Below are 22,446 nucleotides of genomic sequence, written 5' to 3' on the forward strand. Positions count from 1 at the left end.
CGGCCGCCCGCCCCGCACCCCGCGGGGCGGGCGGTCCGCGTGTCAGACCGGACGGACCTGGAGGGCGCCCAGCCCGGCCGCCCCGCCGGGGCGGCGCACGGCGATCGAACCGTACGGGGTGCGCAGGCGTAGCCAGCCGCCGGACGCGAGCAGCGCCACCGGGTCGGGGGCGGCCGCGGGCCCCGGCCCGGCGGGCCCGGCCGCGACGGCGGACCGGACGGGGCGCAGGAAGCCCAGGGACTGCGCGGCGTGCACGGCGCGCAGCGGGAGATCGGTGTCGCCGAGCGTCCGGGACCAGATGTCGCGGCCGATCCGGTCCCGCTCGGACCGGGTGCGGTGCTGCGGGGGCAGGGCCTCGTCCCGGGCCCGGAACTCAGCCACCGCACCGGCCACGGCGGCCCGCATCGCCTCGGAGCCGGGCAGCCCGGCCACCTGCCGCCAGCCGCCGCGGGGCGGGAGCACCCCGGCCCAGGGCGGGCCGGTGACGGCCGCGGGCACGACCGCGGCCGCGGCGCCCTCGTCCACGGATTCCAGCAGCTCACCGGCGGACACGGTGACGTCCAGCGGTGTCCCGACGGGCGCGGCGAGCCGCACCGTGCGGATGGCCAGGACGTCGAACGACGGCGGCCGCCCGAAGACGGCCAGCGCGCCGCCGCCCGCCTGGAGGCGGACCGCGGCGGCACGGTCGTAGTGCACCAGCCGGCCCAGGAAGGCGGCCAGGTCGGCCGCCTCCCCGGAATCGGCGAAGCGCAGCTGCCCGGTCATGCCGCCAGGCGCCCTTCGGAACGCTTCGCGGACGACCCCTTGGGCGCGGGCTCGTCGAGGTACTCCTCCAGGAAGCGGCGCTCCTCGTCGCTGATGCGGCGGGGCCGCCCCTCGACGAGGTTGTACGGCACGACGACGGTCTCGGCGCGCACGTACACCGTCTCGGGCCGGTCCTCGGTCGCCTCGTCCTTGACCTCGTAGCGGATGGTCAGGGACGCGGCGCCGATCCGGGTCACCCAGGACTCGATGAGCACCGGCTCGTGGCGGTGGACGAGGGGCAGCTTGTAGTCGATCTCGTGGCGGGCGACGACGGAGCCGCCCGTGAACGATTCGCTGCCCTCACCCGGCGCCAGACGGAACATGAAGTCGATCCGCGCCTCCTCCAGGTAGCGGAGGAAGACGACGTTGTTGACGTGCCCGAAGGCATCCATGTCCGCCCAACGCAGGGGGCACCGGTAGTGGTGTCTGGCCATTGCCGACTCAGCCTCGCGTGAGCTTCTTGTAGGTCGCGCGGTGCGGACGGGTCGCGTCCGGGCCGAGGCGCTCGACCTTGTTCTTCTCGTAGGACTCGAAGTTGCCCTCGAACCAGAACCACTTCGAGTCGCCCTCGTACGCCAGGATGTGCGTGGCGATGCGGTCGAGGAACCAGCGGTCGTGGGAGACGACCACCGCGCAGCCCGGGAAGTCGAGCAGCGCGTTCTCCAGGGAGGACAGGGTCTCGACGTCGAGGTCGTTGGTCGGCTCGTCGAGGAGCAGCAGGTTGCCGCCCTGCTTGAGGGTGAGCGCCAGGTTCAGGCGGTTGCGCTCACCGCCGGAGAGCACGCCGGCCGGCTTCTGCTGGTCCGGGCCCTTGAAGCCGAACGCGGAGACGTAGGCGCGGGACGGCATCTCGACCTGGCCGACGTTGATGTAGTCCAGCTCGTCCGAGACGACCGCCCACAGGGTCTTCTTGGGGTCGATGTTGGCACGGGTCTGGTCGACGTAGGAGATCTTGACGGTCTCGCCGACCTTGATGTCGCCGGAGTCCGGGGTTTCGAGGCCCTGGATCATCTTGAACAGCGTGGTCTTGCCGGCGCCGTTCGGGCCGATGATGCCGACGATGCCGTTGCGCGGCAGCGTGAAGGACAGGTCGTCGATGAGGACCTTGTCGCCGAAGGCCTTGGAGAGGTTGTTGACCTCGACGACGATCGAGCCCAGGCGCGGGCCCGGCGGGATCTGGATCTCCTCGAAGTCCAGCTTCCGCATCTTCTCGGCCTCGGCGGCCATCTCCTCGTAGCGCGCGAGGCGGGCCTTGGACTTGGCCTGGCGGCCCTTGGCGTTGGAGCGGACCCACTCCAGCTCTTCCTTGAGGCGCTTCTGGCGCTTCTCGTCCTTCTTGCCCTCGACCTTGAGGCGCTCGGCCTTCTTCTCCAGGTAGGTGGAGTAGTTGCCCTCGTACGGGTGGGCCCGGCCGCGGTCGAGCTCCAGGATCCACTCGGCGACGTTGTCGAGGAAGTACCGGTCGTGGGTGACCGCCACGACGGCGCCCTTGTACTGGGCCAGGTGCTGCTCCAGCCAGTTCACGGACTCGGCGTCGAGGTGGTTGGTGGGCTCGTCGAGGAGCAGCAGGTCGGGGGCCTCCAGCAGCAGCTTGCAGAGGGCGACGCGGCGCTTCTCACCACCGGAGAGGGTGGTCACCGGCCAGTCGCCGGGCGGGCAGCCCAGCGCGTCCATGGCCTGCTCCAGCTGGGCGTCGAGGTCCCAGGCGTTGGCGTGGTCCAGGTCGTCCTGGAGCTTGCCCATCTCCTCCATCAGCTCGTCGGTGTAGTTGGTCGCCATTTCCTCGGCGATCGCGTTGAACCGGTTGAGCTTGCCCTTGATCTCCGCGACGCCGTCCTCGACGTTCTCCAGGACGGTCTTGGACTCGTCGAGCTTGGGCTCCTGCATGAGGATGCCGACGGAGAAGCCGGGCGCCAGGAAAGCGTCACCGTTGGACGGCTGCTCGATGCCCGCCATGATCTTCAGGACGGTGGACTTGCCGGCGCCGTTCGGGCCGACCACGCCGATCTTCGCCCCCGGCAGGAAGTTCAGGAAGACGTCGTCGAGGATCACCTTGTCACCGTGCGCCTTGCGCGCCTTGCGCATGGTGTAGATGTACTCAGCCAAGAGAAACCGTCCGGCAGATCGATGGATGGGCAGATACACCCCATAGTGCCAGCCGTCCAGCCCGGGGCGGAAACCCGTATGGTCAGGGTCACTGATCAGCGGCGGACCGGGGCCGGCCGTGGCGATCAGGTCACGGGGGTCGTCACGGGTGGTATTCGGCCCGCCCGCCCGCCCCCGATCCGGGACACTGCGATGACACCGAAGGCACGAGGTCGTCCAGGGGGGTCCAGTGGGGAGCGCACTCATCGGGTTGGCAGCGGCGGTGGTGGGTGTCACCGGCACGCTCATAGCGGCCGTACTGTCACCGCGCATGCTGGCCCGCGCCCAGGCGGAACAGTTCGCACGTCAGCAGCAGGTGGCGGAAGCCCAATGGCTGCGTGAGCAACAGGTGGTCGAACTGGCGCGCCGACGCGATGGCTACAAGAACGTCAATGCCGCGTTCCGGCGCTACCGGACCCATCTCATGAACTTCCTGTGGACGGTCCACAAGGACGCGGTGACCGCCGAGGCGAGGGAGGCCCTCGAAGAGGCCCGTCGTGACCACCACTCAGTTCTCGCCGAAGCCCAGTTGGTGGCGTCGGGCGAGGTCTTGCGCGAACTGAACGACATGACGAAGTCCTTGTCCGAGGCCTACCGAAGGATCATGTGCCTGGAGGAGGGCACTCCCGATCCGGACGGATCGTTCGACGAGCTCCGAGCCGACTTCGGCCGGCTCTGGGAACAGTGGGAGGCCATGCTCGACACGATGCGGGCCGATCTCGGCGTGGAGGACGGCACGACCACGCCGACGCCGACCGGAGGTCGGCTGCCGGTGCCTTCCCCGCCGGACGGCCCGGGGACGGCCCGGGCGGCCTGACGCGGCTGCGGTCCGCGGCTCCCCCCGCAGGCGGGGCGATGCTCCGCGGTTCGGCGGCCGGACACCCCGCTCGGGGGGAACCCGTTCACCGGCGGCGGGGGACCGGGCGGCCGTCCCGGGCGCTCCGCGCGCTGCGGGAGGGGGCCGGAGCCTGCGCCGGAGCCGGGGGAGCGTTCCGGTACACGGTCAGCGCGCCCGGGAGCTTGTCGAGCCGGAGCGAGCCGGGGGCCGGGGCGTATTCGCCGTCGTACGCGAGCGGGGTGCCGGGCGGGATCGCGCCGATGTGCAGGCTGCGCAGGCGGGTGGCGGTGTGCACGGGGGAGCGCGAGAGCGGTCCCGCGCAGGCCGCGGCGAGGAGGCGGGGGCCGGGACGGCCGCCGCCGTGGACGAGGCGGACGTCGAGCAGGGCCTCGCCGAGGCCGTCCCGGCGGCGCGGGGCCGCGCCGCTGCCGTGGTACGTGCCGTTGCCCGCGAACAGCAGCCAGACGCTCCGGGGCCGCCCGGCCAGCCGGAGCCGCACGGGACGCTGGGTGCGCAGTACGTGCCAGGAAGCGAGCAGCGCCGCGGGCAGGTAACCCAGCCGCGGCTCCCAGCGCAGCCGGTACTGCAGCAGCTCGGGATAGGCCCCGATGCTGAAGGTGTTCAGGAAGTACCCGGCTCCTTCGCCCCCGCCTCCTCCGGAGCCGTCGGGAAGCGAGCCGCCGTCGTCGACGCTGCCCGGCCACTCCTCGGCCGCGGACCCGTCACCCCCGGGCGGGGCCACCCCGTCGAGCGGGGCCCCCGTCCCGAGCGGGAACGTCGGGTCGGGCAGCGGCCCCGAACGGAACGGTGACGCCGGATCCAGCGGCGACACCGGACCGGGCAAGGGGCCCCGACCGAACGGCGGGACGGGCCCCGGCGGGGACACCGGCCCCAGCGGAGCCGCCGGGTCGGGCAGCGGTCCCGCACCGAGCGGTGACGCCGGCCCCGACGAGGGCCCCGACGAGGGCCCCGACGAGGGCCCCGGGCCGGGCAAGGCCCCCGGATCCCCCGGAAACGTCGGACCGGACGCGGGGGTCGGACCCGTCGGCGGGACGCCACCGGGCAGCGAGGTCGGGGGTTCGTGAGCGCCGGACGGGGACGTCGGGGGTCCGGAAGCGGCGGGTGGAGGGGGCTCGGCGGGCGACGTGGGGGTGAAGCGGCCGACGGCGACGCGGACCGCCCGGCCGGTGGCGACCGCACGGCAGGTGTCCTCGGCTCCGGTCAGGCCGAGGTCCTGCGCGAAGTGGTTGAGCGTGCCGCCGGGAAGCACCGCGAGCGGCACCCCGGCCCGCAGCGCGGCGGTGGCGGCCGCGTTGACCGTGCCGTCACCCCCGCACACCCCCAGCACGACGGCCCGGGAAGCCGCGTCCGCCAGCACCCCGGCCAGCTGCGCAGCCTCGCACTCGACCACCTCGGCCTTGGGCAGCCGGGCCCGCAGGACGTCGAGCCCCGCGGCCGCGGCGCTGCCTGCCCCGGCATTGACCACGACGACGAGTCCGGCCCCGTCCGGCAGCGCGGGCGCATCGGCGTCCGCGGGCTCGTCTCCGGGCCGGGCCCGGGCCGCCTCCACGCGCGCCGCGATGCGGCGTACGGCGAACCCCGCGGCAACACCCAACGCCGCCCCCGCGACCACGTCGGAGGGGTAGTGCACGCCCGTGTACACGCGGGAGAACGCCACGGACGCCGCCACCGGCGCCAGTGCGGCGCCCCAGCCCGGCGCATGGAGCGCCAGCCCCGTGGTGAACGCGAACGCCGACGCCGAGTGCCCGGACGGGAACGAGGTGGTGACCGGCTGCGTGGCCAGCTGCCGCACCGCGGGGACCCCGTCCAGCACCGGCCGCGGCCGGCGCACGGACCACTTGCCGACGGTGTTGATCGTGGCGGAGGCCAGGGCCAGCGAGCCGGCCGCGCGCACCGCCGCCTGGCGGGCCGTGGCCGAGCCGAACGCTGTGATCACCGCGGCTGCCCCGCCCCACAGCACCCCGTGGTTCGCGGCCCGTCCGAGCCGCGGCAGCACCCGTTCACCCCCCGGCCAATGCCGCTGGGCCACCACATCGAACAGGGCCCGGTCCCATCGCGCGGCGGCACCCCGCCAGGTCAGCTCGTGCTCGGCCATGAAGCGCGCCTACCCCGGACGCCGCCCGAGAATCACCCCACCACCCGAACACGTCCCGCACCCCACCCGCCCGGGTGCCGACCCCGGCGTGGTGACCGCCCCGCCGGGCCGGAAGGGACCGAAGGGGTCGGAAAGGCCGGAAGGGCCGGGAGCTAGGCGCGGTCCTCCTCGTCCAGGGGGCGCTTGCGGACCATGAGGACCACCAGGCCGCCCAGGACCACCAGGCCCACCGCCAGGGAGGCGATCACCGGGGTGGCGGCGGAGCTGCCGCTGGTGGCGAGCCGCTCCTCCTCCGGGCTGGACGAGGCCGGGGCCGGGGCCGCGGCCGCCGCAGCGGCCGCCTCTGTGACCGGGGTGCTGTCGCCGGGCGTGGCCGCCGCGGCCACCAGTGGCTGCGGCCAGACCCCCGTCGCCTGGGCCGCGGTCGCGGACTCGCTGGAGCCGGCCACGATCTGCGCCTGCGTCGGGAGGCCGCTGGTGAAGACCCGGCCGACCGGCACCTTCGTGGAGCCGTGAACGGTGAGCGAGGCGGTTCCGTCCGGGGTGCCCGCCGGCACCTCGAAGTACAGCCGGCTGCCGTTGGCCGCCGCCGTGACCGGCTTCCCCTCGGCGTCGACGACCCGTACGCCCATGGCCGCGGCTGCCGCGTCCGGGATGACCGTCACGCTCTGCGCACCGGTGCGCACGGTGACGGGCCCGATCCGCCCGCCGACCTGTCCGGACGCACTCCCCGGTTCCAGCTTCAGCGAGGCCGGCGGCTCCGGCAGCCGGCCCGCCGCCCGCTGGAGGTAGTCGGCCAGCTTCTCCGCGTCCGGGTCGGTGGCCTCCACCTGTGCCCCGTCCGCCAGCCGCCAGATCGCCACCTGCGTCCCGGCCGCCGCGCTCTCCGCGGTGAGCGCTCCGGCACCGGCCGCCTTGGCGAGCCCGGCGAGATCGTTCAGCTGGGGGTAGGAATGCTCCAGGACCCATCGGATCCGGCCGGCCTCGGCGTTTCCGCCGAGCGGGCTGCTGCTCCACCCGCTCTCCGTGTACCGGGCCTGCGGCTGGGCGTTGCCCGCCACCCCGACCCCGTACGTCTGGAGCATCCCGCCGCCGTCGACCCGCATCTCGTAGAGCCCGGCGGAAATCTGCCGGAGCGACCCGTCGGGGGCGCGTAGGACGGCCTGCCCGTAGGTCTTGAGCCCGTCCAGTACGGCGCTCGCGCCCTCCGGCGACCGGGGGGCAGGGGTCCCGGTGTCGGCGGCGGCGCGGACGCTGGGCGCGGCCGTGAGGGCCGCGGCCAGCAGCGCCACGGCCAGCGGACGCCGCGCGGACGCCCGTCCGCCGGCTGCCGCCCCGACAGCAGCTGCCCCGACAGCAGCCGGCCCGGCAGTCGACCCGGCAGTCGCAGGCGCCGCGGGATGGACCGCAGCAGTGAGCGAAGTAGGAGAGGAATTAGAAGCGGAGGATGCGGGAACGCCAATCGACACAGTCTTCCCCTTCGGGCCAGTGACCCAGGTGCCCGTGAGTACCGGGGAATCCTAGCTGCCTCGAACACTCAGACCACCGCCGCCTTCTGAGTGACCATCAGTGCGGGTTCGGCCCTGACGACCCTCCGGAACGCGGCCGTTCCCCGATTGAGGTCGTGGCCGATGGCGGTCGCGTCGATCTCCGCGGAGAACCAGCGGTTGCCCTCGGCGTCCGGCGGGTCGTCCCGCACCCGTAGCCGCCCGTGCACCACCAGTGGTTCCCCGACCGAAACGGATCCGGTCAGATTCACCGCGAGCGTGCGCCGGGCCCACACGGTGTAAAAACTGGTCGATCCGTCCGCCCAAGCGTCCTTGCGACGATCAAAATACCGTGGCGTCACAGCGAAACGGAACCTGGCCGACGGCCCGTTGGCCGTTTCCTTGTAGTCAATCTGCGTGGCCACGTGGCCGATCAGCGTCACCAGGGTGTCGTTCATCCCGGTCCCCTCCCCCGCGTCTCCCCGCACCTGCGGCGTGCGAACCGGCGCGGACCTTCCGCACCGGCCACCGCCATGCTGGACCGCACCCGCCCCACTCCGCTCGCCGCTGTGGACTACTGACGGGTTGTGGACAACTCCGCCACCGCCGCGTACTGCTCCCGCACCTCCCGGTAGCGCAGCAGCTCCGCCGCCACCGGCTCCAGCACCCGGGCCCGCCCGCAGCCCGCGGCCGCCTGCCGCAGCCGCCGCTCCGCGTCCTGCCCGTACCGCCGAGCCGGGCCCCGGGCCGCGATCGAGCAGGCCCACTCCACCAGCGGCCCGCCCACGATGCCCGACGCCATCAGCAGCACCGGCGTCAGCAGGTGGGACTGCAGGACCCCGATGATCTGCCCGACCAGCCACAGCCCGCCGTAGACCTGGACCAGCGTCATGGCCGCCTGCGCCAGCACGGCGACCGGCCACCACGCGGGCCGCGGCGGTTTGGCGCCCGGCACCGCGGAGGCCGCGCCCAGCGTGACCGCGATCTCGTCCAGCGCCTCCGGCAGCTGATCGCCGCCGCGCACCGCGGTCTCCCGCACCGCCTGCGCCCAGGGGTCGGGCAGCCCGGCGGCCGCCGCGTCGGCGACGGCCCGTACGGCCTGTTCCACCCGCTGCCGCGCGGTCACCTCCACCTCGGGCGGCGGCTGCGCGCCCGCCCCTCCCCGGCTGCCGGCCGCGCCGCCGATCACGGCCAGGGCGGCCAGGCCCGCCAGGGTGCGCGGGGCCCGTCGGCCCTCGTACCAGCGCCACAGCCGCAGCCACGGGGTCCCGCACGCCTTCCCGGCGTTGCGCCGCCAGGCCCGCTCGGCGGCGAGTCCGGCCGCGTAGGCCCCGACCGCCTCCGCGAGCCGGTCCTCGAACTCGGCGCGCGCCACCTCGCCGATCTCGGGCCCCGGGTGCCCGTCGGCCACGTACAGCGGGCGCAGCCGCGCGGCAGCGCCGTCCACGTCGGCGGCGATCCGCCGGGTGGCGGCGCCCCGCTCCTGCGTGAACTGTGCGAGCAGGTCCTTGAGTTCCCCGACGCCCTCGCCTGTGAGCGCGGACAGCCCGAGGACGGTGGCCCCGGGCTCGTCGTGCTCACCGAGCGCGATGCCGTCCTCGTCCAGCAGCCGCCGCAGGTCGTCCATGACGAGGTCGGCAGCCTCGCCGGGCAGCCGGTCCATCTGGTTGAGCACGACGAACGTCACCTCGGCGTGCCCGGCCAGCGGCCGCAGGTACCGCTCGTGGAGCACCGCGTCCGCGTACTTCTCCGGGTCCACCACCCACACCACCGCGTCGACCAGCGCCAGCACCCGGTCCACGTGCTCGCGGTGCGCGCCGACCGCGGAGTCCAGGTCGGGCAGGTCCACCAGGACCAGCCCGCGCAGCGCCCCGGCCTCGGAGGTCTCGCGGGGCCGGCGCCGCAGCCGCCCCGGGATCTCCAGCCGGTCCAGCAGACCGGCGGCCCCGTCGGACCAGCTGCAGGCGATGGGGGCGGCGGTCGTCGGCCGGCGCAGTCCGGTCTCGGAGATCTGCACTCCGGCGAGCGAGTTGAAGAGGGTGGACTTGCCGCTTCCGGTGGCTCCGGCGATCGCGACGACGGTGTGCTGCGAAGACAGCCCGCGCCGGGCCGCGGCCTCGTCCAGCACCCGCCCGGCCTCGGCGAGGGTCTTGCCGTCGAGCCGGGTCCGGGAGAGCGCGACGAGCTGGCGCAGCGATTCCAGCCGGGTGCGCAGGGCCTGCGCGGCGGGGCCGGACGGGGGCGGGGGTGTGCGACCTCCGTCGCCGCCGGCCCCGGACAGGGCCCGGACGAGCGCCTCGTCGCCCTCGTCTCCCTCATAGCCCTCCTCTCCGTCCTGTCCATCGCTCCGGTCGCCCCGGTCACTACGGTCACGCCGATCGATCCGGTCGATCCGGTCGATCCGGCCGGTGCCCCCGACCCGGTCGGCCCGGTCCATTCCGTCCATGCCATCGAACCCGTCGAGCCCGTCGATGCCGTCGATGCTGTCCATCCCGTCGTCGAAGCTGCCGTCGCCGGTGGGCCGCGGGCGGCGCGAGCGGGCGATGAAGCCGTCGTCCCAGCGGTCGTCGGTGCGGTCGGCCAAGGCGGACACCGCGTCACCTCTCCTTCTGCAGTACGGACAGGGCGGCGATCAGCTCGGCCTGCGGCTCGGGGGTCACCTCGAGCGCCTCCAGCGGGGCCAGCCTCCGGTCCCGTTCGGCGCGCAGCACCTCTTCGAGGTGGTCGGCGACGAGCTCGCCGCCCCGGTCGCGCAGCCGTACCGCGGCCTGTGCGCCGATCCGCTCGACCAGCTTCTCGCCGGCGGGCCGGGCCCGCTTCCCGCCGAGGAGGGACGCGACCAGCAGGGCGGCGACGGCGTCGGGGTCGGGCGGGGGCTGCCGGTCGAGCTTGGCGACCTCCTCCTCGGCGAGCTCCTCCAGTACGCGCCGCCAGCGCCGGACCGCCATGCCGATGCGCTCCGCCGCCTCCCGGTCGGGCCCCGGCAGCGGCACGGCGCCGGCGGCCGGTTCCCGCCGCCAGACCGCGGCGATCCGCTCGTCGGCCGCCGCGACCGCGCACTGGAGCAGCGCGGACAGGGACTCGGCGAGCGAGTCGAGGAGCTCGTCGGCGGTGGTGTCGAGGGGGTAGCCGCGCCACCGGGTCAGCGCGTCCCCGGCGAGGACGGCGCCCTGGTCGAGCCGGCCCCGGACCCGCTTGCCCTCCTGCCGGTACGCGTCCTCCACCGCCGCGGTGAGCCGTACGGAGGCGGCGTACTGGGCGGCGACGGCGGACGCCAGCTCCGGCATCCGGCGCCTGAGCGAGTCCAGCGCGCCGAACGCGGTGCGGCTGACGGCGTACTGCCGGGCGGCCGGGTCCTGGACGTGGTGGGCGAGCCAGGCGCCCAGCGGTGCGACGGCGCTGGCCGGCAGCAGGCCGCCCCCACCGGCCGACTCGGGGAGCTCGGGCACGGTGAAGCGGGGTACGTCGCCCAGCCCGGCCCGGGTGAGCAGGGCCGCGTACTGCCGCGAGACCTCGGCGAGCACCTGGTGCGGGACCCGGTCGAGGACGGTGACGAGGGTGGCCTTGTACTGCTTGGCTGTGCGCAGCAGGTGCCAGGGCACGGCGTCGGCGTACCGGGAGGCGGTGGTGACCATCACCCAGACGTCGGCGGCGCAGATGAGCTCGGCGGCGAGGACCCGGTTGTCCACGACGAGGGAGTCGATGTCGGGGGCGTCGAGGAGGGCGAGGCCGCGCGGCAGCCCGGTGACGGTCTCGATCCGCAGCTCGCGCGCCCCGAAGGCGGAGCCGCCGGCGCGGGCCCCCGGACGTCCGGCGGCGGGCTTCCTGGGGGCGCGGGCGGGCTCGTCCTCCCCGGGCGGCGCCCAGACCCGCAGCAGATCGGGCAGCACCCGCATCCCGGCGAACCAGTGGTGGTCGTCCGGGTGGCAGACGAGCACGGGGACGCGCGTGGTGGGCCGCAGCACACCGGCTTCACTCACCTGGCGGCCGACCAGGGAGTTGACGAGGGTGGACTTACCGGCTCCGGTGGACCCGCCGACGACGGCCAGCAGCGGCGCCTCCGGCGACTTCAGCCGCGGTACGAGGTAGTCGTCGAGCTGCGCGAGCAGCTCGGCTCTGGTCTGCCGGGCGCGCGGGGCGCCGGGCAGGGGCAGCGGCAGACGCACGGACGCGACCCGGTCGCGCAGGGCGGACAGGGCATCGAGCAGCTGAGGCCGAACATCCAAGGTCACCACATGCGAAGAATGCCCAATTTAGGACCATTTTTGAAGCTTATACACCCTCTGCGCGCCGACCGCGACTCCAGAGGGACCTTCCGGTCAGAGCAGACGGAGTGGGGCGCAGGCATAACGAGTGCACAACACCCAGGGCGCCGCGGCGCAAAAGCGGTGCGAGAATCGCACCTGCCTGCGATTATCGGGACCGCTTCACCGAACCTCCACATCGTGGCACGCGGGTGAAGCAACCGGGACAAGGCGACCGGAGCCCTATCCTTGACCCGGCACGGACGACAGTCCCACCCCCACCCCGGGGCTCCAGGCCACTACGGCCACCTTCCGGCCCCCGTAGCTCAGTGGATAGAGCAGGTGCCTTCTAAGCACTTGGCCGCAGGTTCGAGTCCTGCCGGGGGCGCTCTTCGGTTCATCATTTCGGGGCCCTCCCTTCGGGGAGGGCCTTCGTGCGTCCGGGTGGGGGCGCCGCCTTCCGGCGGGCCGTGCGGGGCGGTCCGGTATGGCCGGAAACGATCCTCTCAGAGGGTTGCCGCTCGGGCGCGCAGTTGACGTTTGTCCGGTTTGCCCTGGGGGGTCAGGGGGATCTCCTCGTGCCAGAACACCGCCGTGGGACGGTAGGCCGGGGAGAGGGCCCGCTCCACCAGGTCGCAGGCCTCGGCTGCCGTCGCGGCGTCCGGGGTGCGGCCGGGCACCGGGACCAGGAAGGCGCAGACCTCCTCACCGGTACGGGGGCTGGGGCGGCCCACCACGACCGCCTGCGCGACCGCGGGGTGGCGGGCCAGGGCGGCCTCCACCGGCAGGGTGTGGACGTTGTCCCCGTCGACCAGCACCGCGTCGGCGATCCGGTCGTCGAGGTGGAGGTAGCCGTCCGGGTCGAAGTGCCCCAGGTCGCCCGTGCGCAGCCACTCGTCCCGGATCGCGGCGGACGTGAGGTCGGGCCGCCCCCAGTAGCCGGTCATCATCGCCGCGGACCGCGTCCACACCTCGCCCGTCCAGCCCGCGGGCAGCGGCCGCCCTGCCGTGTCGCGCACCTCGACCCGCACCCCTGCCGCCGGGCGCCCCACCGAGGAAAGCAGGCCGGGCCGGTCGGTGACGGCCGCCTCGTGGTCGGCGGCGGTGAGGCGGCAGATCACCGCGGACTCGTTCATCCCGTAACCCTGCTGCCAGCGGCCGCCCCAGCGGGTGACCGCCTGTCGCAGCCGCTCCGGCAGGATCGGCGCGGCGCCGTACGAGACCACGCTCAGCCCGGGGATCCCGTGGGCCGTCGCCGGGTCGTCGAGCAGCCGGTAGACCATGCCGGGCATCAGGTACGTCGCCACGGGCCCCAGCCGCCGGCAGGCGGCCGCGAAGGCTCGGGGCTCGAAGGGGGCCAGGATCTCGGTGCGGCCGCCGGAGCGGAGCTGCTCCAGGCAGCGTCCGCCGGCGCGGTGGGCGAGCGAGGTGACGGATACGTAGGCGGGCGGGGCGGCGGATTCGGCAACCCGGCCGCCGCCTGAACCGGCCCCCGTCCCGGCCGCCGCTCCTGTCCCCGTCCGGGCCGCCGTTCCGGCCACCGTGTCGGGCCGTCCGGCCTCGCGGCCCGCGCGGCCGTCGGTCCGGGCGGCGAGTGCCCGGAACGTGGACGCCACGCCCTTCGGCACCCCGGTCGTGCCGCCCGTGTACGTCACCCGGGCGATGTCGTCCTCCCGCGCCGCCACCGGCAGCGGTACCGCCTCCCGTTCGGCCGCGGCCCGCAGCAGCTCGTCCAGGCCGAGCCGGGCCGCTCCGGTGTCCGGGACCGGCACGTCGTGCACCACGAGGTCGGGGCGGCAGTCCCGCAGGACGAAGTCCAGGCCGACGGTGTACGCGTCCGTGACGACCTGGGTCAGCCGCGCGCCCAGCAGGTGCGCCGCCAGCCGCACCTGCACCACCTCCGCCCGGTTGCCGCCGAACACGCAGGCCAGCCCGGTGCCGCGGCCGACTCCGCGGTCCGCCAGCTCGCCCGCCAGCCGGTACACGAGGCCCAGCAGCCCGGAGAAGTCCAGCACCGGGCCTCCCGTCTCCCCGAGCGCGGGCCGGGCCCCGTACCGTTCCAATGCACCCACCAGGTCTCCGACGTACCGTGCTGTCACGCCCCACCCCTCCGCCCTCGCCTCGCGCGTGGAGGCGACCGTACAAGGTCCGCACGGGATCCGGATCCGTGCCCTTCGGCGCGCCGAAGCGCGGTGCCGCCGCGCGGTGTTGACGCCGTGGGCACCCCGCCGCCGACCATGGGTGCCATGACCGACGCATCGGACGCATCCCGTGCACGCTCGTTCGGCTCCGCGGCCACGCGCTACGCCGACCACCGGCCCGCCTACCCGCCGGCGCTCCTCGACGCGGTGGAGGACCTCGCCGGCTTCCGGCTGACCGGTGCCCGTGTCGCCGACGTCGGCGCCGGCACCGGCATCGCGACGGCCCTGCTCCTGGACAGGGGCGCCCGGGTGGTGGCGGTCGAGCCGGGCGAGGGCATGGCGGCCGAGCTGCACCGCCGCAATCCGGCGGTGCAGCTCGTGCGCGGGGACGGCAACCGGCTGCCGTTCGCGGCGGGTTCCCTCGACCTGCTGACGTACGCACAGTCGTGGCACTGGACCGACCCGGCCCGTTCGGTGCCCGAGGCACTGCGCGTGCTGCGGCCCGGCGGGGCGTTGGCCGTCTTCTCGAACGACCCGGACGTCGAGGTCGAGTGGATCGCCGGCCAACAGGCGCGGATCGAGGAGGCCTTCGGGCCGGGCTGGTACATCAACGAACGCGCCCGCTCGCAGGGCGGCCTGGAGTTCACCACCCGCCTGCTGCGCTGGTCGCGCCGCCTCCCGGTCGACGCGCACCTCGCGAAGCTGTCCACCCATTCCCTGTTCCTGATCGGCGAACCCGGCACGGACGCCTTCCTCGCCGCCGAACGGGTGCGCTTGCTGGAGCAGTTCCCGGACGGCTGGATCGAGGAGCACTACGTGGTCGACCTGAGCCTCGCGGTCCGCCCCGCGTCCCCGCCGGGACGACGAGACCCCTGGGAGGCGGGCGGAGCCCGCAGCGCGGGCGATCCGTGATCGGCGACTCGCTACTGCGGCCGCTCGCCGCGGCGGGCCGGGACGCTGACCGCCGCGGGCGAGGAGTGATGCGACCGGTCCCGCCCGACGGGGGTGCGGGCGGGACCGGTGGTCAGGGGGCGGGTGCGGTCCGCGGGGGGCGGAGCCAGGTGGGGGCGGGTTTGGGCGGGTTGGGCGGGTGGGTGGGGTGCGGTCAAGCGGCGGCCGGGGAGCCGTCGACGGGGGCGTCCTGGGGAGAGACGCCGAAGGCCTTGACGGCTTGGTAGTACGTCCAGGCAGTGCTGTCGCAGGAGGTCTTCTTGGCGCCCGTGTACGCCGCGCACACCCGCTTCAGGTCCGCGTAGAAGGCGTCGTCGACGCGGGACTTGTTGGCCGGGAAGGCGCCGGCCGCCTTGAAGTTGCGGTAGCCGAAGTCGTGGCGGGCACACGCCGTCTGGAAGGGGAAGCCGAAGGGGTTGTCGGGCGAGGAGGAGCAGTAGTCCGTCGACCAGTCGAAGCCGTACGCCGCCCACCGGCCCTGGTTCGCGCGCGCCGCGACCCAGGCGTTGTAGCTGGTGAGGCTGGTCTGCGTCCAGCTGCTCAGCACCTGCGGCTTGTCGGCCGGCGCGGCGGACGCGGGCGCCGCGAAGACGAGGACACCGGCCGTGGCCGCGGCCGCGGAGGCGAGGACGGGAGCGAGACGGCGGCGCATGGGATTCCTCCAGGACGGAGTCGGGGGAAACCGCCCCGGGCAACTCCCGTAGCGGCGACGGGATCCAGGTTGGGAGCGGGCCATATCGCCGATCCCCACGACGCCTATAACGGAGCGTGTCGCCACGGGTGTCGGGGGAGCCCGGCCGGGCCGGGTGCGGTAGTCGTTCCCGTCCTCAGGTACGACTCGGCATCAGACTTCAGACAGAGCCGACGTTCGTCCTGCGGAGGGACGCGCATCTCGGGCATCCTGCCGACACTGGGTCATATGAAGCGCCGTCCCCTCGCCATCGCCACCGCCACCGCAGGAGTCCTCGCCACGGCCGCCTTCGCGCTGCCGCACCTCCCGCCCAACCCCGTGACCGACTCGATCAACGACCAGGTGTTCAAGGAGAAGAGCAGGCGGTACGCGACCGCCACCGACGCCCGCGCCGGCAATGCGCCCAGGCCCGCCGGGCACACGCAGACCGACCCGACGTCGGCATCGGCATCGGCATCGGCGCTGCCGTCCTGGGTGCCCAAGGACGCCACGGACATACGCATACGCGCGCGCCGCAGCGGCGAAGCCCGCCTGATCCGCTTCACGCTGGGCGCGACCCCGCTGAACGGGCCGCAGTGCACCACCGGCGTGCCGAAGCGGCTGCACGGGCGGGTGCTGGACGCGCGGTGGTGGCCGCGCGACACCAGGGCCGAGGAGCGGCCCGAGTGCCGGGACGTCCACCAGTACCAGGTGGCGGTCCGCGGCAAGCGCGTCTACGCCTGGACCGACGGGACCCTCTCCCCCGGGGTGAAGGCGCCCGCCCCGGCCGCTGTCGGCGCGGCGGCCCGCTAACGCGTCAGCGCGGCCGCGGTGGCCCGGACGAAGCCCTCCGGGTTGTCGAGCATGATGGTGTGCCCGCAGTCCGGGACGGGGACCACGGCGACGCCGGCAGCCTCCAGCGCCTCGGCCCCGGCGAGGGGGCCGTCGGCCTCGGGCAGGAGATAGGTGCGCGGAACCTTCAGCTCCAGCAGGAGTTCCCGCATGGTCGGGGTCGTGCCCGCCGCGAGGTGGACGGCGGAGCGGTACAGGGCGGTGCGGCCGGCCAGCCGCATCGTGGACCACCAGTGCGCACCCACCCGGTCGCGGACCTCGGCCCAGCCGCCGGCCAGGAACTCCTCCTCAGTGTAGGAGGCGATGCCGCTGCTGCCGGTGGTCCGGGGGACGACCGGTACGGGGTCCAGGTTGGCGTCGACGAGCACCAGCCGGGAGACCAGGCGGGGGTGCCGGTGGGCCAGCACGACGGCCACGGCTCCGCCCATGCTGTGGGCGATCACCTCGGAGTCGGCGACACCGGCCGCGTCGAGGGCGGCGGCAAGGGCGTCGGCGTGCGCTTCGAGGGTGTAGGGGAAGTGCTCGGGGCGGTCGCTGTGCCCATGCCCGAGCAGGTCGACCAGCAGGGAGCGCCGGCCGGCCAGCAGCGGGTGTACGGCGCTCGCCGTGAAGTAGGCGGGTGAGGTCGCTCCGAGGCCGTGCACGTACACCCGGGCGGGCTCGGCTCCGGGCAGTTCGACCCAGCGGATCCGGTCATCTTCCGGTGTGACGGCGGCACTTCGCACCCTGCGCTCCCTTGGTCGTTGGACGCGGACGACCCTAACCGGGACGGGGCCTGCCTCGTCTACCCTCGTCGGGTGAGTACCCATCTGAACCTGCTCGGCGGGGACGTGCCGCCGGGCACCGGCGAGCCGCTCGCGGGAGCAGCCGTGGCGGTGTGGTCCCTCGACACGACCCTCGACGTGGTCGGCGGGCACCGCGTCGAGGAGGCGCTGGCCCTCCTGGACGCGGAGGAGCGGGACCGGAGCGCCCGGTTCGTGCGGCCCGTCGACCGCCACCGGTACCTCGCCTCGCACATCGGGCTGCGGGTGCTGCTCGGCGGCTACCTGGGGACGGCCCCGGAGGAGGTGACCCTGGTCCGGGACACGTGTCCGTGCTGCGGCGCCCCGCACGGCCGGCCGGCGGTGGCCGGCGGCGGCCTACAGTTCTCGCTCTCGCACAGCGACGACCTGGCGTACCTGGCCTTCGCGGCGGTGCCCGTCGGTGTCGATGTCGAGAAGCACCCGAGTGCCCAGGCGGTGGCCGACGTACTGGGCACGTTGCACCCTGCGGAGACCGCGGAGCTGACCGCCGCGCCCGAGGAGGAGCGGCAGATGCTGCTGGCCCGGCTGTGGGCCCGCAAGGAGGCCTGCCTCAAGGGCCTGGGCACCGGGCTGGCCCTGGGGGTGGCCGAGCCGTACGTGGGCAGCGGCTCCGCCCCGGCGGAGGTGGCGGGCTGGCACCTGACGGACCTTCCCGCCCCGGGCGGGTACGCGGCGGCCCTCGCCGTCCGCACGCCCGCCTGACGGCCCCTCTCCCCCACCCGCACCCGGCCGCACCGGCCCGCCCGGCGCCGCACCAGGCCGCACGGCCATGCCCGGCCCTCCACCAGGCCGCACGGGCAGCCACGCCCGGCCCCGCACCCCGCCGCACGGCCGGGCCCGGGGTGGTCGTCCCGGCAGGCGGCCGCCACGCCGCGGCGGCGTCAACGGCCCCGTTCCCCACGAGGGCCGTTATCGTGACCGCCATGGACATCCGCCCCGCGCGTACCGTCGCCGAACTCCAGGCCGCGGAGGGCCTCTTCGACGGACCCGTCCGCCTGGACTGGTCCGAGCGCTTCCTCTCCTCGCCGGGACACCTGATGTTGATCGCGTACGTCGACGACGTCCCCGCCGGCATGGTCACCGGGGTCGAAATGAGCCATCCCGACAAGGGCACCGAGATGTGCCTGTACGAGCTCTCCGTCGACGAGGGCTACCGCCGGCGCGGCATCGGCCGGGCCCTGACCGAGGCGCTCGCCGACGCGGCCAAGGCGCGCGGCTGCTACGGCATGTGGGTGGGCGTCGACGCCGACAACGAGGCCGCCCTGGCCACCTACTCCGCCGCCGGCAGCCGCGACGAGGGCGTCTTCGCCATGCGCGGCTGGCCCCTGTCGGGCTGACTCCCCCGGCGGCGGCGTGTCGTGCCGCCAGTCGGCGCACCCTCCGCGCGGCCGGCCCCCGCCTGGCCGAGCATCGGCGCATGACCGCATTCACCGCCCTGCTCCCGGCCACCGCCCTGCTGGCGGCGGCCACCGCCCTGCCCCCACACCCCTCAGCCTCAGCCGCCGTCGCCTCCGCCCGCGCGGGAGCCGCCACCGCCGCCTACGTCGTGGTCCTCAAGGACACCACCCCGCGCGCCCCGGCCGCCCGCGCCGTGGCCGCCGAGGCCGCGGACGCCGGCGACGAGGTCGGGGCCGTGTACGACACCGCGCTCAGCGGCTTCTCGTTGCGCACCACCGCCGCGCGGGCCGCCGCCCTGGCGGCGGATCCACGGGTGGCCTCGGTGGAGCCGGACGCCGAGTTCCGGATCAGTGGGGCGCAGAGCCCGGCGCCCTGGCCGCTGGACCGGATCGACCAGCAGGACCTCCCGCTGGACGACTCGTACACGTACCGCGGCACGGGCCGGGGCGTCACCGCGTACGTCGTGGACTCCGGGATCAACACGCTCCACGAGGAGTTCGGGGGCCGGGCCCGGGCCGGCTACAACGGGGTCTTCCTGGAGGGTGCGGCAGACTGCAACGGCCACGGCACGCACGTCGCGGGGACGCTGGGCGGGTCGGTGTACGGGGTGGCGAAGGAGGTCTCGCTGGTCGGGGTGAAGGTCGCCAACTGCCGCGGGGAGGCGACCCTGTCGTCCATCCTCGGCGGCCTGGAGTGGGTGGTGAAGGACGCGGCGAAGGCCCCGTCGACCCCGGCCGTCGCCAACATGAGCATGGGCGGCACCCGCAGCTACGCCCTCGACGCGGCCGTCGCCCGGGCGGTGTCCGCCGGGATCACGTTCACCGCGGCCGCGGGGAACTCCGCCGCGAACGCCTGCACCGGCTCCCCCTCGGGCGCGCCCGCTGCGCTGACCGTGGGGGCGACGGACTCCGCCGACCGCTGGGCCCCGTTCTCCGACTACGGCTCCTGCGTGGACCTCTCCGCGCCCGGGGTGTCCGTGGTCTCCGCGTGGAAGGGCTCCACCACCGCCCTCGCCCGCGCCTCCGGCACCTCCATGGCCGCCCCGCACGTGGCCGGCGTCGCCGCACTGCTCCTCTCGGAGGGGCTCGCGGGCGGCACGGTGAAGACCCCGGCCGCAGTGTCCGACGCGCTGCTGCGGGGCGCCGTGCGCGGCCGGATCACCGGGGCCCCGGCCGGCACCTCCGACCGGCTGCTCACCATCCCGGCGGCCGGGTGAGCCGCCGCGGGCACCGCGGCACCATGGCACCGGATCTGATGGGACATCAATTTCTGTGTGTTTCGGACGAAAGGAAGTCATTGACTTCTCATGACCGTGACGCGTCAATGTCGGCCACCGCACCGGCTCGGCCTCCTCCCCACAGCGGGTGGGGGGAGGGGTTCGTCTGACGAAGGAGTCGCGACCCAGTGAGTACAACGTTCCGACGAAGAGTGCTGGCCGGGGTGGGCGCGCTGTCCCTGGCGCTGACGGGCGGCGTGGTGGGCCTGGCCGGTACGGCACAGGCGGCCACCAGGACCACCCCCGTCTTCGAGAACTGCGACGCCCCGGCACCGCAGCCGGACGGCTCGGGAACCCAGAACTACACGGTCACCCTGCCCGACACCGCGAAGGCCGGCGATGTCGTGCCCATCACCATCGACCCGGGTGCGAGCCCGCTGATCCCGGGCTTCTCCGTGACGACGGTGAACACCACCAAGATCACATTGAAGGTCGGGGCGACGACGCAGGTGGTGACCAGTCCCCCCGAGACCGTCAGCGTCGTGGCCGGCACCCCGCTCGACCCCAAGCCGTTCTCCGGAACCGTCCGGATCCCCGACGGCAGCGAGGGCACCTCGGTCGACGTCAAGCTCGACCTGGCCGTCACGGACGCGGACCTGAGCGGCTCGGTCTTCACCACGACCTGCACCCCGGCGCCCCGGCCCAGCGCCAGCCTCGGTTCCGTCGCCGTCGAGGCCCTGCCCAAGGATCCGGTCACCACCAGGCTGACGCCGAACAGCGGCGGGGCCGGCACCGCGGTCGTCGTGAACGGCGCCAACTTCCCGGCGGGGCCGGTCACCTGTTCCGCACTGCTGGCGGGCGCGGCGACCGGCGACACGGGCTCCGGCACGGCGGACGCGTCCGGCGCGGCGACCTGCACCGTCACCGTCTCCAAGAAGGCCGACGCCATCAAGATCGACGGCTCGGTCGCACCGTACAAGTCGTTCGTGTTCCTGGAGGAGCAGGCGGGCGTGAAGAACCCGATCGACATAGAGGTCCTGCCCGGCCCGCTCGCGCTCGGCCCCAAGGACGGGCAGCCGGCCGTCTCCTTCCCCTCCGTCACCATCAACGGCAAGTCCCAGTCGGTCGTCGGCGTCTTCAACGCCGCCACCGTCCAGGACTTCCGCGGCGGCACGCTCGGCTGGGACGTGACGGCGACCCGTACGCCGTTCCTGAACCAGACGACCGGGCACTCGATGGCGAAGGCGCAGCTCGGCATCCAGCCGTCCTGCACCGTGACGAACCCGGACAGCCCGAGCACGTGCACCGCGGGCGCGCCGGGCGCGATCACCGACACGCCGATGAAGGTGGCCTCGCAGGCGGCCGGCGGCGACGAGCTGACCGGCGGTGAGTTCGCCGTCGGGGGCGCCGGGATGATCCAGCTCCCGCCGTTCATGTTCGCCGACACCTACCAGACGGTCGTCACGTTCTCGATCGCCTGACCGGCAACACCCGACCGGCTCCGGTCCGGGGGTGGTGCGGCGCCCCGAAGCGCGCTGCACCACCCCCGCATCCGCATCCGCATCCCGCGTCCCGCGTCCCGCGTCCCGCATCCCGCACCTCGTATCCCGCATCCGCCACCGCCGACGGGAGAGCCCATGCGCCGCCGCACCCGCACGTCCCCACCCGGCCCGCCCGGCCCGCCCGGCCCGTCCGGCCCGTCCCGCCCGCTCCTCGGCCTGCTGCTCCTGCTCACGGCACTGCTCCTGCCCGCCGCCCAGCCGCACCCGGCCGCGGCCGCGGACAACGGCACCTGGGGCGTGTTCCCGACGCCGCCGGCCGGCGCCGCGGTGACCGACCGCGCCTACTTCTTCCACCAGGGGGTGGCGGGCACCACCATCAGCGACAGCGTGACGATCGTGAACTCCTCCGACCGGGAGCGGACGTTCCGGGTCTTCGCCACCGACGCCGTGAACACCCCCGTCGGCGGCGCCTTCGCCCTGCTGCCCGCGGACCGCACGCCCAGGGACGTCGGCGCGTGGGTCGCACTGGCGCCGCAGGCCGCGAGCACCGTCACCGTGCCGGCCCGGGGCCGCCTGGACCTCCCGTTCACCGTGCGGGTCCCGCAGGACGCGGCCCCGGGCGACCACGTCGGCGGGATCGTCGCCCTCGGCACCGAGGTCGAGGGCATCCAGCAGGACGGCAAGGTGCAGGTCGGGGTCAAGCGGCAGGTCGGCGCCCGGCTGTACTTCCGCGTCCCGGGACCGCTGGCGCCCGGGCTGAGCGTGGAGGACGTGCGGGTGCGGCGGTCCGCGCCCCTGCTGCCGTGGGTGCGCAAGGCCCGCGCCACGGTCTCGTACGCCCTGGTCAACCGTGGCAACGTGGTGATCGAGCCGCGGGTGGCGGTCAGGGCCGAGGGGCTGTTCGGCCGCACCGTGCTGGACCGGCCGGCCCGCGAGCAGCGGCTGGTGCTGCTGCCGGGACAGCGGATCGGGCTGACGGAGCCCTGGCCGGACGCCCCGCAGTCGGACCGGGTCACCGTCAGGGTCTCCGCGGGGGCGGCGGCCCACCCGGACCTGGCCGCGGAGTCCGTCGTACGGTTCACCGCCGTGCCGTGGCCGGCGCTGGCCCTGCTCCTGCTGCTCGCGGCCGCGGCCGTCACCGCCCGCACCCTGCACCGCCGCCGCAGCACACCCGCCCCGGGCCTCGACCTCGACCCCGACCCCGACTCCGCCCCCGCCGCGGACCCGGCCCCGACCCGCTGAACCGCGCGAACCCCCGTCCGCGGGGGGGGCGGCCGGG

Annotated in this window: 18 protein-coding genes, 1 tRNA gene and 1 pseudogene; 9 read left to right on the forward strand and 11 right to left on the reverse strand. The window is 74.7% G+C overall.

The features are described from left to right. Window positions 1–42: 42 nt before the first annotated feature. From ACFVGY_RS27845 to ettA, 3 genes are read right to left on the reverse strand one after another with little or no spacing between them, the layout of a single operon-like run. Window positions 43–765 carry a hypothetical protein gene (locus ACFVGY_RS27845; RefSeq protein WP_385681931.1) on the reverse strand — a complete coding sequence of 241 codons (723 nt, stop codon included), beginning with the start codon at window positions 763–765 and terminating at the stop codon, window positions 43–45. Further along, window positions 762–1,238 (reverse strand): acyl-CoA thioesterase, encoded by a 477-nt coding sequence (locus tag ACFVGY_RS27850; protein WP_385681933.1) that lies wholly within the window; start codon window positions 1,236–1,238, stop codon window positions 762–764. The genes ACFVGY_RS27845 and ACFVGY_RS27850 overlap by 4 nt, the downstream gene beginning before the upstream one ends. Before the next feature lie 7 nt (window positions 1,239–1,245). Then, window positions 1,246–2,910 (reverse strand): energy-dependent translational throttle protein EttA, encoded by a 1,665-nt coding sequence (gene ettA, locus ACFVGY_RS27855; RefSeq protein WP_385681935.1) that lies wholly within the window; start codon window positions 2,908–2,910, stop codon window positions 1,246–1,248. Window positions 2,911–3,220: 310 nt separating this feature from the next. On the opposite strand from ettA, the gene ACFVGY_RS27860 reads away from it, so the two are divergent. After that, window positions 3,221–3,766: a hypothetical protein gene (locus ACFVGY_RS27860; RefSeq protein WP_385681937.1), complete on the forward strand. Its 546-nt coding sequence runs from the start codon at window positions 3,221–3,223 to the stop codon at window positions 3,764–3,766. A 1,171-nt stretch (window positions 3,767–4,937) separates the two neighbouring features. On the opposite strand, the pseudogene ACFVGY_RS27865 reads toward ACFVGY_RS27860, so the two are convergent. From ACFVGY_RS27865 to ACFVGY_RS27885, 5 genes and pseudogenes are all read right to left on the reverse strand, one after another. Continuing rightward, window positions 4,938–5,903: pseudogene (locus ACFVGY_RS27865) on the reverse strand (bifunctional phosphatase PAP2/diacylglycerol kinase family protein); the annotation flags it as partial. 152 nt (window positions 5,904–6,055) lie between these two features. Beyond that, complete coding sequence (locus ACFVGY_RS27870) at window positions 6,056–7,201, reverse strand: thioester domain-containing protein (RefSeq protein WP_385681987.1); 1,146 nt, start codon at window positions 7,199–7,201, stop codon at window positions 6,056–6,058. Between the two features lie 239 nt (window positions 7,202–7,440). Beyond that, the gene (locus ACFVGY_RS27875) at window positions 7,441–7,848 is read right to left on the reverse strand and encodes a single-stranded DNA-binding protein (protein ID WP_385681939.1); all 408 of its coding nucleotides are present in this window, start codon (window positions 7,846–7,848) and stop codon (window positions 7,441–7,443) included. Window positions 7,849–7,964: 116 nt separating this feature from the next. Further along, on the reverse strand, window positions 7,965–9,983 hold the full coding sequence (locus tag ACFVGY_RS27880) for a GTPase (protein ID WP_385681941.1): 2,019 nt from the start codon (window positions 9,981–9,983) through the stop codon (window positions 7,965–7,967). A 4-nt stretch (window positions 9,984–9,987) separates the two neighbouring features. Further along, a complete protein-coding gene (locus ACFVGY_RS27885; protein WP_385681943.1) occupies window positions 9,988–11,616 on the reverse strand; it encodes a dynamin family protein in 1,629 nt (542 codons plus the stop codon). A 333-nt stretch (window positions 11,617–11,949) separates the two neighbouring features. On the opposite strand from ACFVGY_RS27885, the gene ACFVGY_RS27890 reads away from it, so the two are divergent. Further along, window positions 11,950–12,022: transfer RNA gene (locus ACFVGY_RS27890), tRNA-Arg, on the forward strand. A gap of 118 nt (window positions 12,023–12,140) precedes the next feature. On the opposite strand, the gene ACFVGY_RS27895 is transcribed toward ACFVGY_RS27890, so the two are convergent. Continuing rightward, entirely contained in the window at window positions 12,141–13,733 is a 1,593-nt protein-coding gene (locus ACFVGY_RS27895; RefSeq protein ID WP_385681945.1) for a class I adenylate-forming enzyme family protein, read from the reverse strand. A gap of 147 nt (window positions 13,734–13,880) precedes the next feature. On the opposite strand from ACFVGY_RS27895, the gene ACFVGY_RS27900 reads away from it, so the two are divergent. Beyond that, window positions 13,881–14,687, forward strand: coding sequence for a class I SAM-dependent methyltransferase (locus ACFVGY_RS27900; RefSeq protein ID WP_385681947.1), 807 nt, complete (start codon window positions 13,881–13,883; stop codon window positions 14,685–14,687). Window positions 14,688–14,880: 193 nt separating this feature from the next. Here the strand turns inward: ACFVGY_RS27900 and ACFVGY_RS27905 are convergent, their stop codons facing one another. Then, the gene (locus tag ACFVGY_RS27905; protein ID WP_385681949.1) at window positions 14,881–15,378 is read right to left on the reverse strand and encodes a phospholipase; all 498 of its coding nucleotides are present in this window, start codon (window positions 15,376–15,378) and stop codon (window positions 14,881–14,883) included. 267 nt (window positions 15,379–15,645) lie between these two features. Here ACFVGY_RS27905 and ACFVGY_RS27910 point away from each other — a divergent pair, with 267 nt between their 5' ends. Further along, entirely contained in the window at window positions 15,646–16,209 is a 564-nt protein-coding gene (locus ACFVGY_RS27910) for a hypothetical protein (protein ID WP_385681951.1), read from the forward strand. On the opposite strand, the gene ACFVGY_RS27915 is transcribed toward ACFVGY_RS27910, so the two are convergent. After that, entirely contained in the window at window positions 16,206–16,973 is a 768-nt protein-coding gene (locus tag ACFVGY_RS27915; RefSeq protein WP_385681953.1) for an alpha/beta fold hydrolase, read from the reverse strand. The two genes, ACFVGY_RS27910 and ACFVGY_RS27915, sit on opposite strands and share 4 nt — an antisense overlap. A 72-nt stretch (window positions 16,974–17,045) precedes the next feature. On the opposite strand from ACFVGY_RS27915, the gene ACFVGY_RS27920 reads away from it, so the two are divergent. The 5 genes from ACFVGY_RS27920 to ACFVGY_RS27940 all read left to right on the forward strand — a co-directional run bounded on the left by ACFVGY_RS27920 (window position 17,046) and on the right by ACFVGY_RS27940 (window position 22,409). After that, window positions 17,046–17,753 carry a 4'-phosphopantetheinyl transferase family protein gene (locus tag ACFVGY_RS27920; protein ID WP_385681955.1) on the forward strand — a complete coding sequence of 236 codons (708 nt, stop codon included), beginning with the start codon at window positions 17,046–17,048 and terminating at the stop codon, window positions 17,751–17,753. Window positions 17,754–17,974: 221 nt separating this feature from the next. Next, window positions 17,975–18,388, forward strand: coding sequence for a GNAT family N-acetyltransferase (locus ACFVGY_RS27925; RefSeq protein ID WP_385681957.1), 414 nt, complete (start codon window positions 17,975–17,977; stop codon window positions 18,386–18,388). Between the two features lie 80 nt (window positions 18,389–18,468). Further along, the gene (locus ACFVGY_RS27930; RefSeq protein ID WP_385681959.1) at window positions 18,469–19,665 is read left to right on the forward strand and encodes a S8 family peptidase; all 1,197 of its coding nucleotides are present in this window, start codon (window positions 18,469–18,471) and stop codon (window positions 19,663–19,665) included. A gap of 188 nt (window positions 19,666–19,853) precedes the next feature. After that, a complete protein-coding gene (locus ACFVGY_RS27935) occupies window positions 19,854–21,146 on the forward strand; it encodes a hypothetical protein (RefSeq protein WP_385681961.1) in 1,293 nt (430 codons plus the stop codon). 156 nt (window positions 21,147–21,302) lie between these two features. Beyond that, window positions 21,303–22,409: a DUF916 domain-containing protein gene (locus tag ACFVGY_RS27940; RefSeq protein WP_385681963.1), complete on the forward strand. Its 1,107-nt coding sequence runs from the start codon at window positions 21,303–21,305 to the stop codon at window positions 22,407–22,409. The last annotated feature ends 37 nt before the right edge of the window (window positions 22,410–22,446 follow it).

This window comes from Streptomyces sp. NPDC127106, from assembly GCF_042677605.1.
Taxonomy (GTDB): domain Bacteria; phylum Actinomycetota; class Actinomycetes; order Streptomycetales; family Streptomycetaceae; genus Streptomyces.

What these genes read in the sequence shown, in the direction of transcription:
- ACFVGY_RS27900 (WP_385681947.1), top strand. Translation starts at nt 13,881, where the DNA reads ATGACCGACGCATCGGACGCATCCCGTGCACGCTCGTTCGGCTCCGCG.
- ACFVGY_RS27845 (WP_385681931.1), bottom strand. Translation starts at nt 765, where the DNA reads ATGACCGGGCAGCTGCGCTTCGCCGATTCCGGGGAGGCGGCCGACCTG.
- ACFVGY_RS27850 (WP_385681933.1), bottom strand. Translation starts at nt 1,238, where the DNA reads ATGGCCAGACACCACTACCGGTGCCCCCTGCGTTGGGCGGACATGGAT.
- ACFVGY_RS27925 (WP_385681957.1), top strand. Translation starts at nt 17,975, where the DNA reads ATGGACATCCGCCCCGCGCGTACCGTCGCCGAACTCCAGGCCGCGGAG.
- ACFVGY_RS27905 (WP_385681949.1), bottom strand. Translation starts at nt 15,378, where the DNA reads ATGCGCCGCCGTCTCGCTCCCGTCCTCGCCTCCGCGGCCGCGGCCACG.
- ACFVGY_RS27910 (WP_385681951.1), top strand. Translation starts at nt 15,646, where the DNA reads ATGAAGCGCCGTCCCCTCGCCATCGCCACCGCCACCGCAGGAGTCCTC.
- ACFVGY_RS27930 (WP_385681959.1), top strand. Translation starts at nt 18,469, where the DNA reads ATGACCGCATTCACCGCCCTGCTCCCGGCCACCGCCCTGCTGGCGGCG.
- ACFVGY_RS27860 (WP_385681937.1), top strand. Translation starts at nt 3,221, where the DNA reads ATGCTGGCCCGCGCCCAGGCGGAACAGTTCGCACGTCAGCAGCAGGTG.
- ACFVGY_RS27940 (WP_385681963.1), top strand. Translation starts at nt 21,303, where the DNA reads ATGCGCCGCCGCACCCGCACGTCCCCACCCGGCCCGCCCGGCCCGCCC.
- ACFVGY_RS27875 (WP_385681939.1), bottom strand. Translation starts at nt 7,848, where the DNA reads ATGAACGACACCCTGGTGACGCTGATCGGCCACGTGGCCACGCAGATT.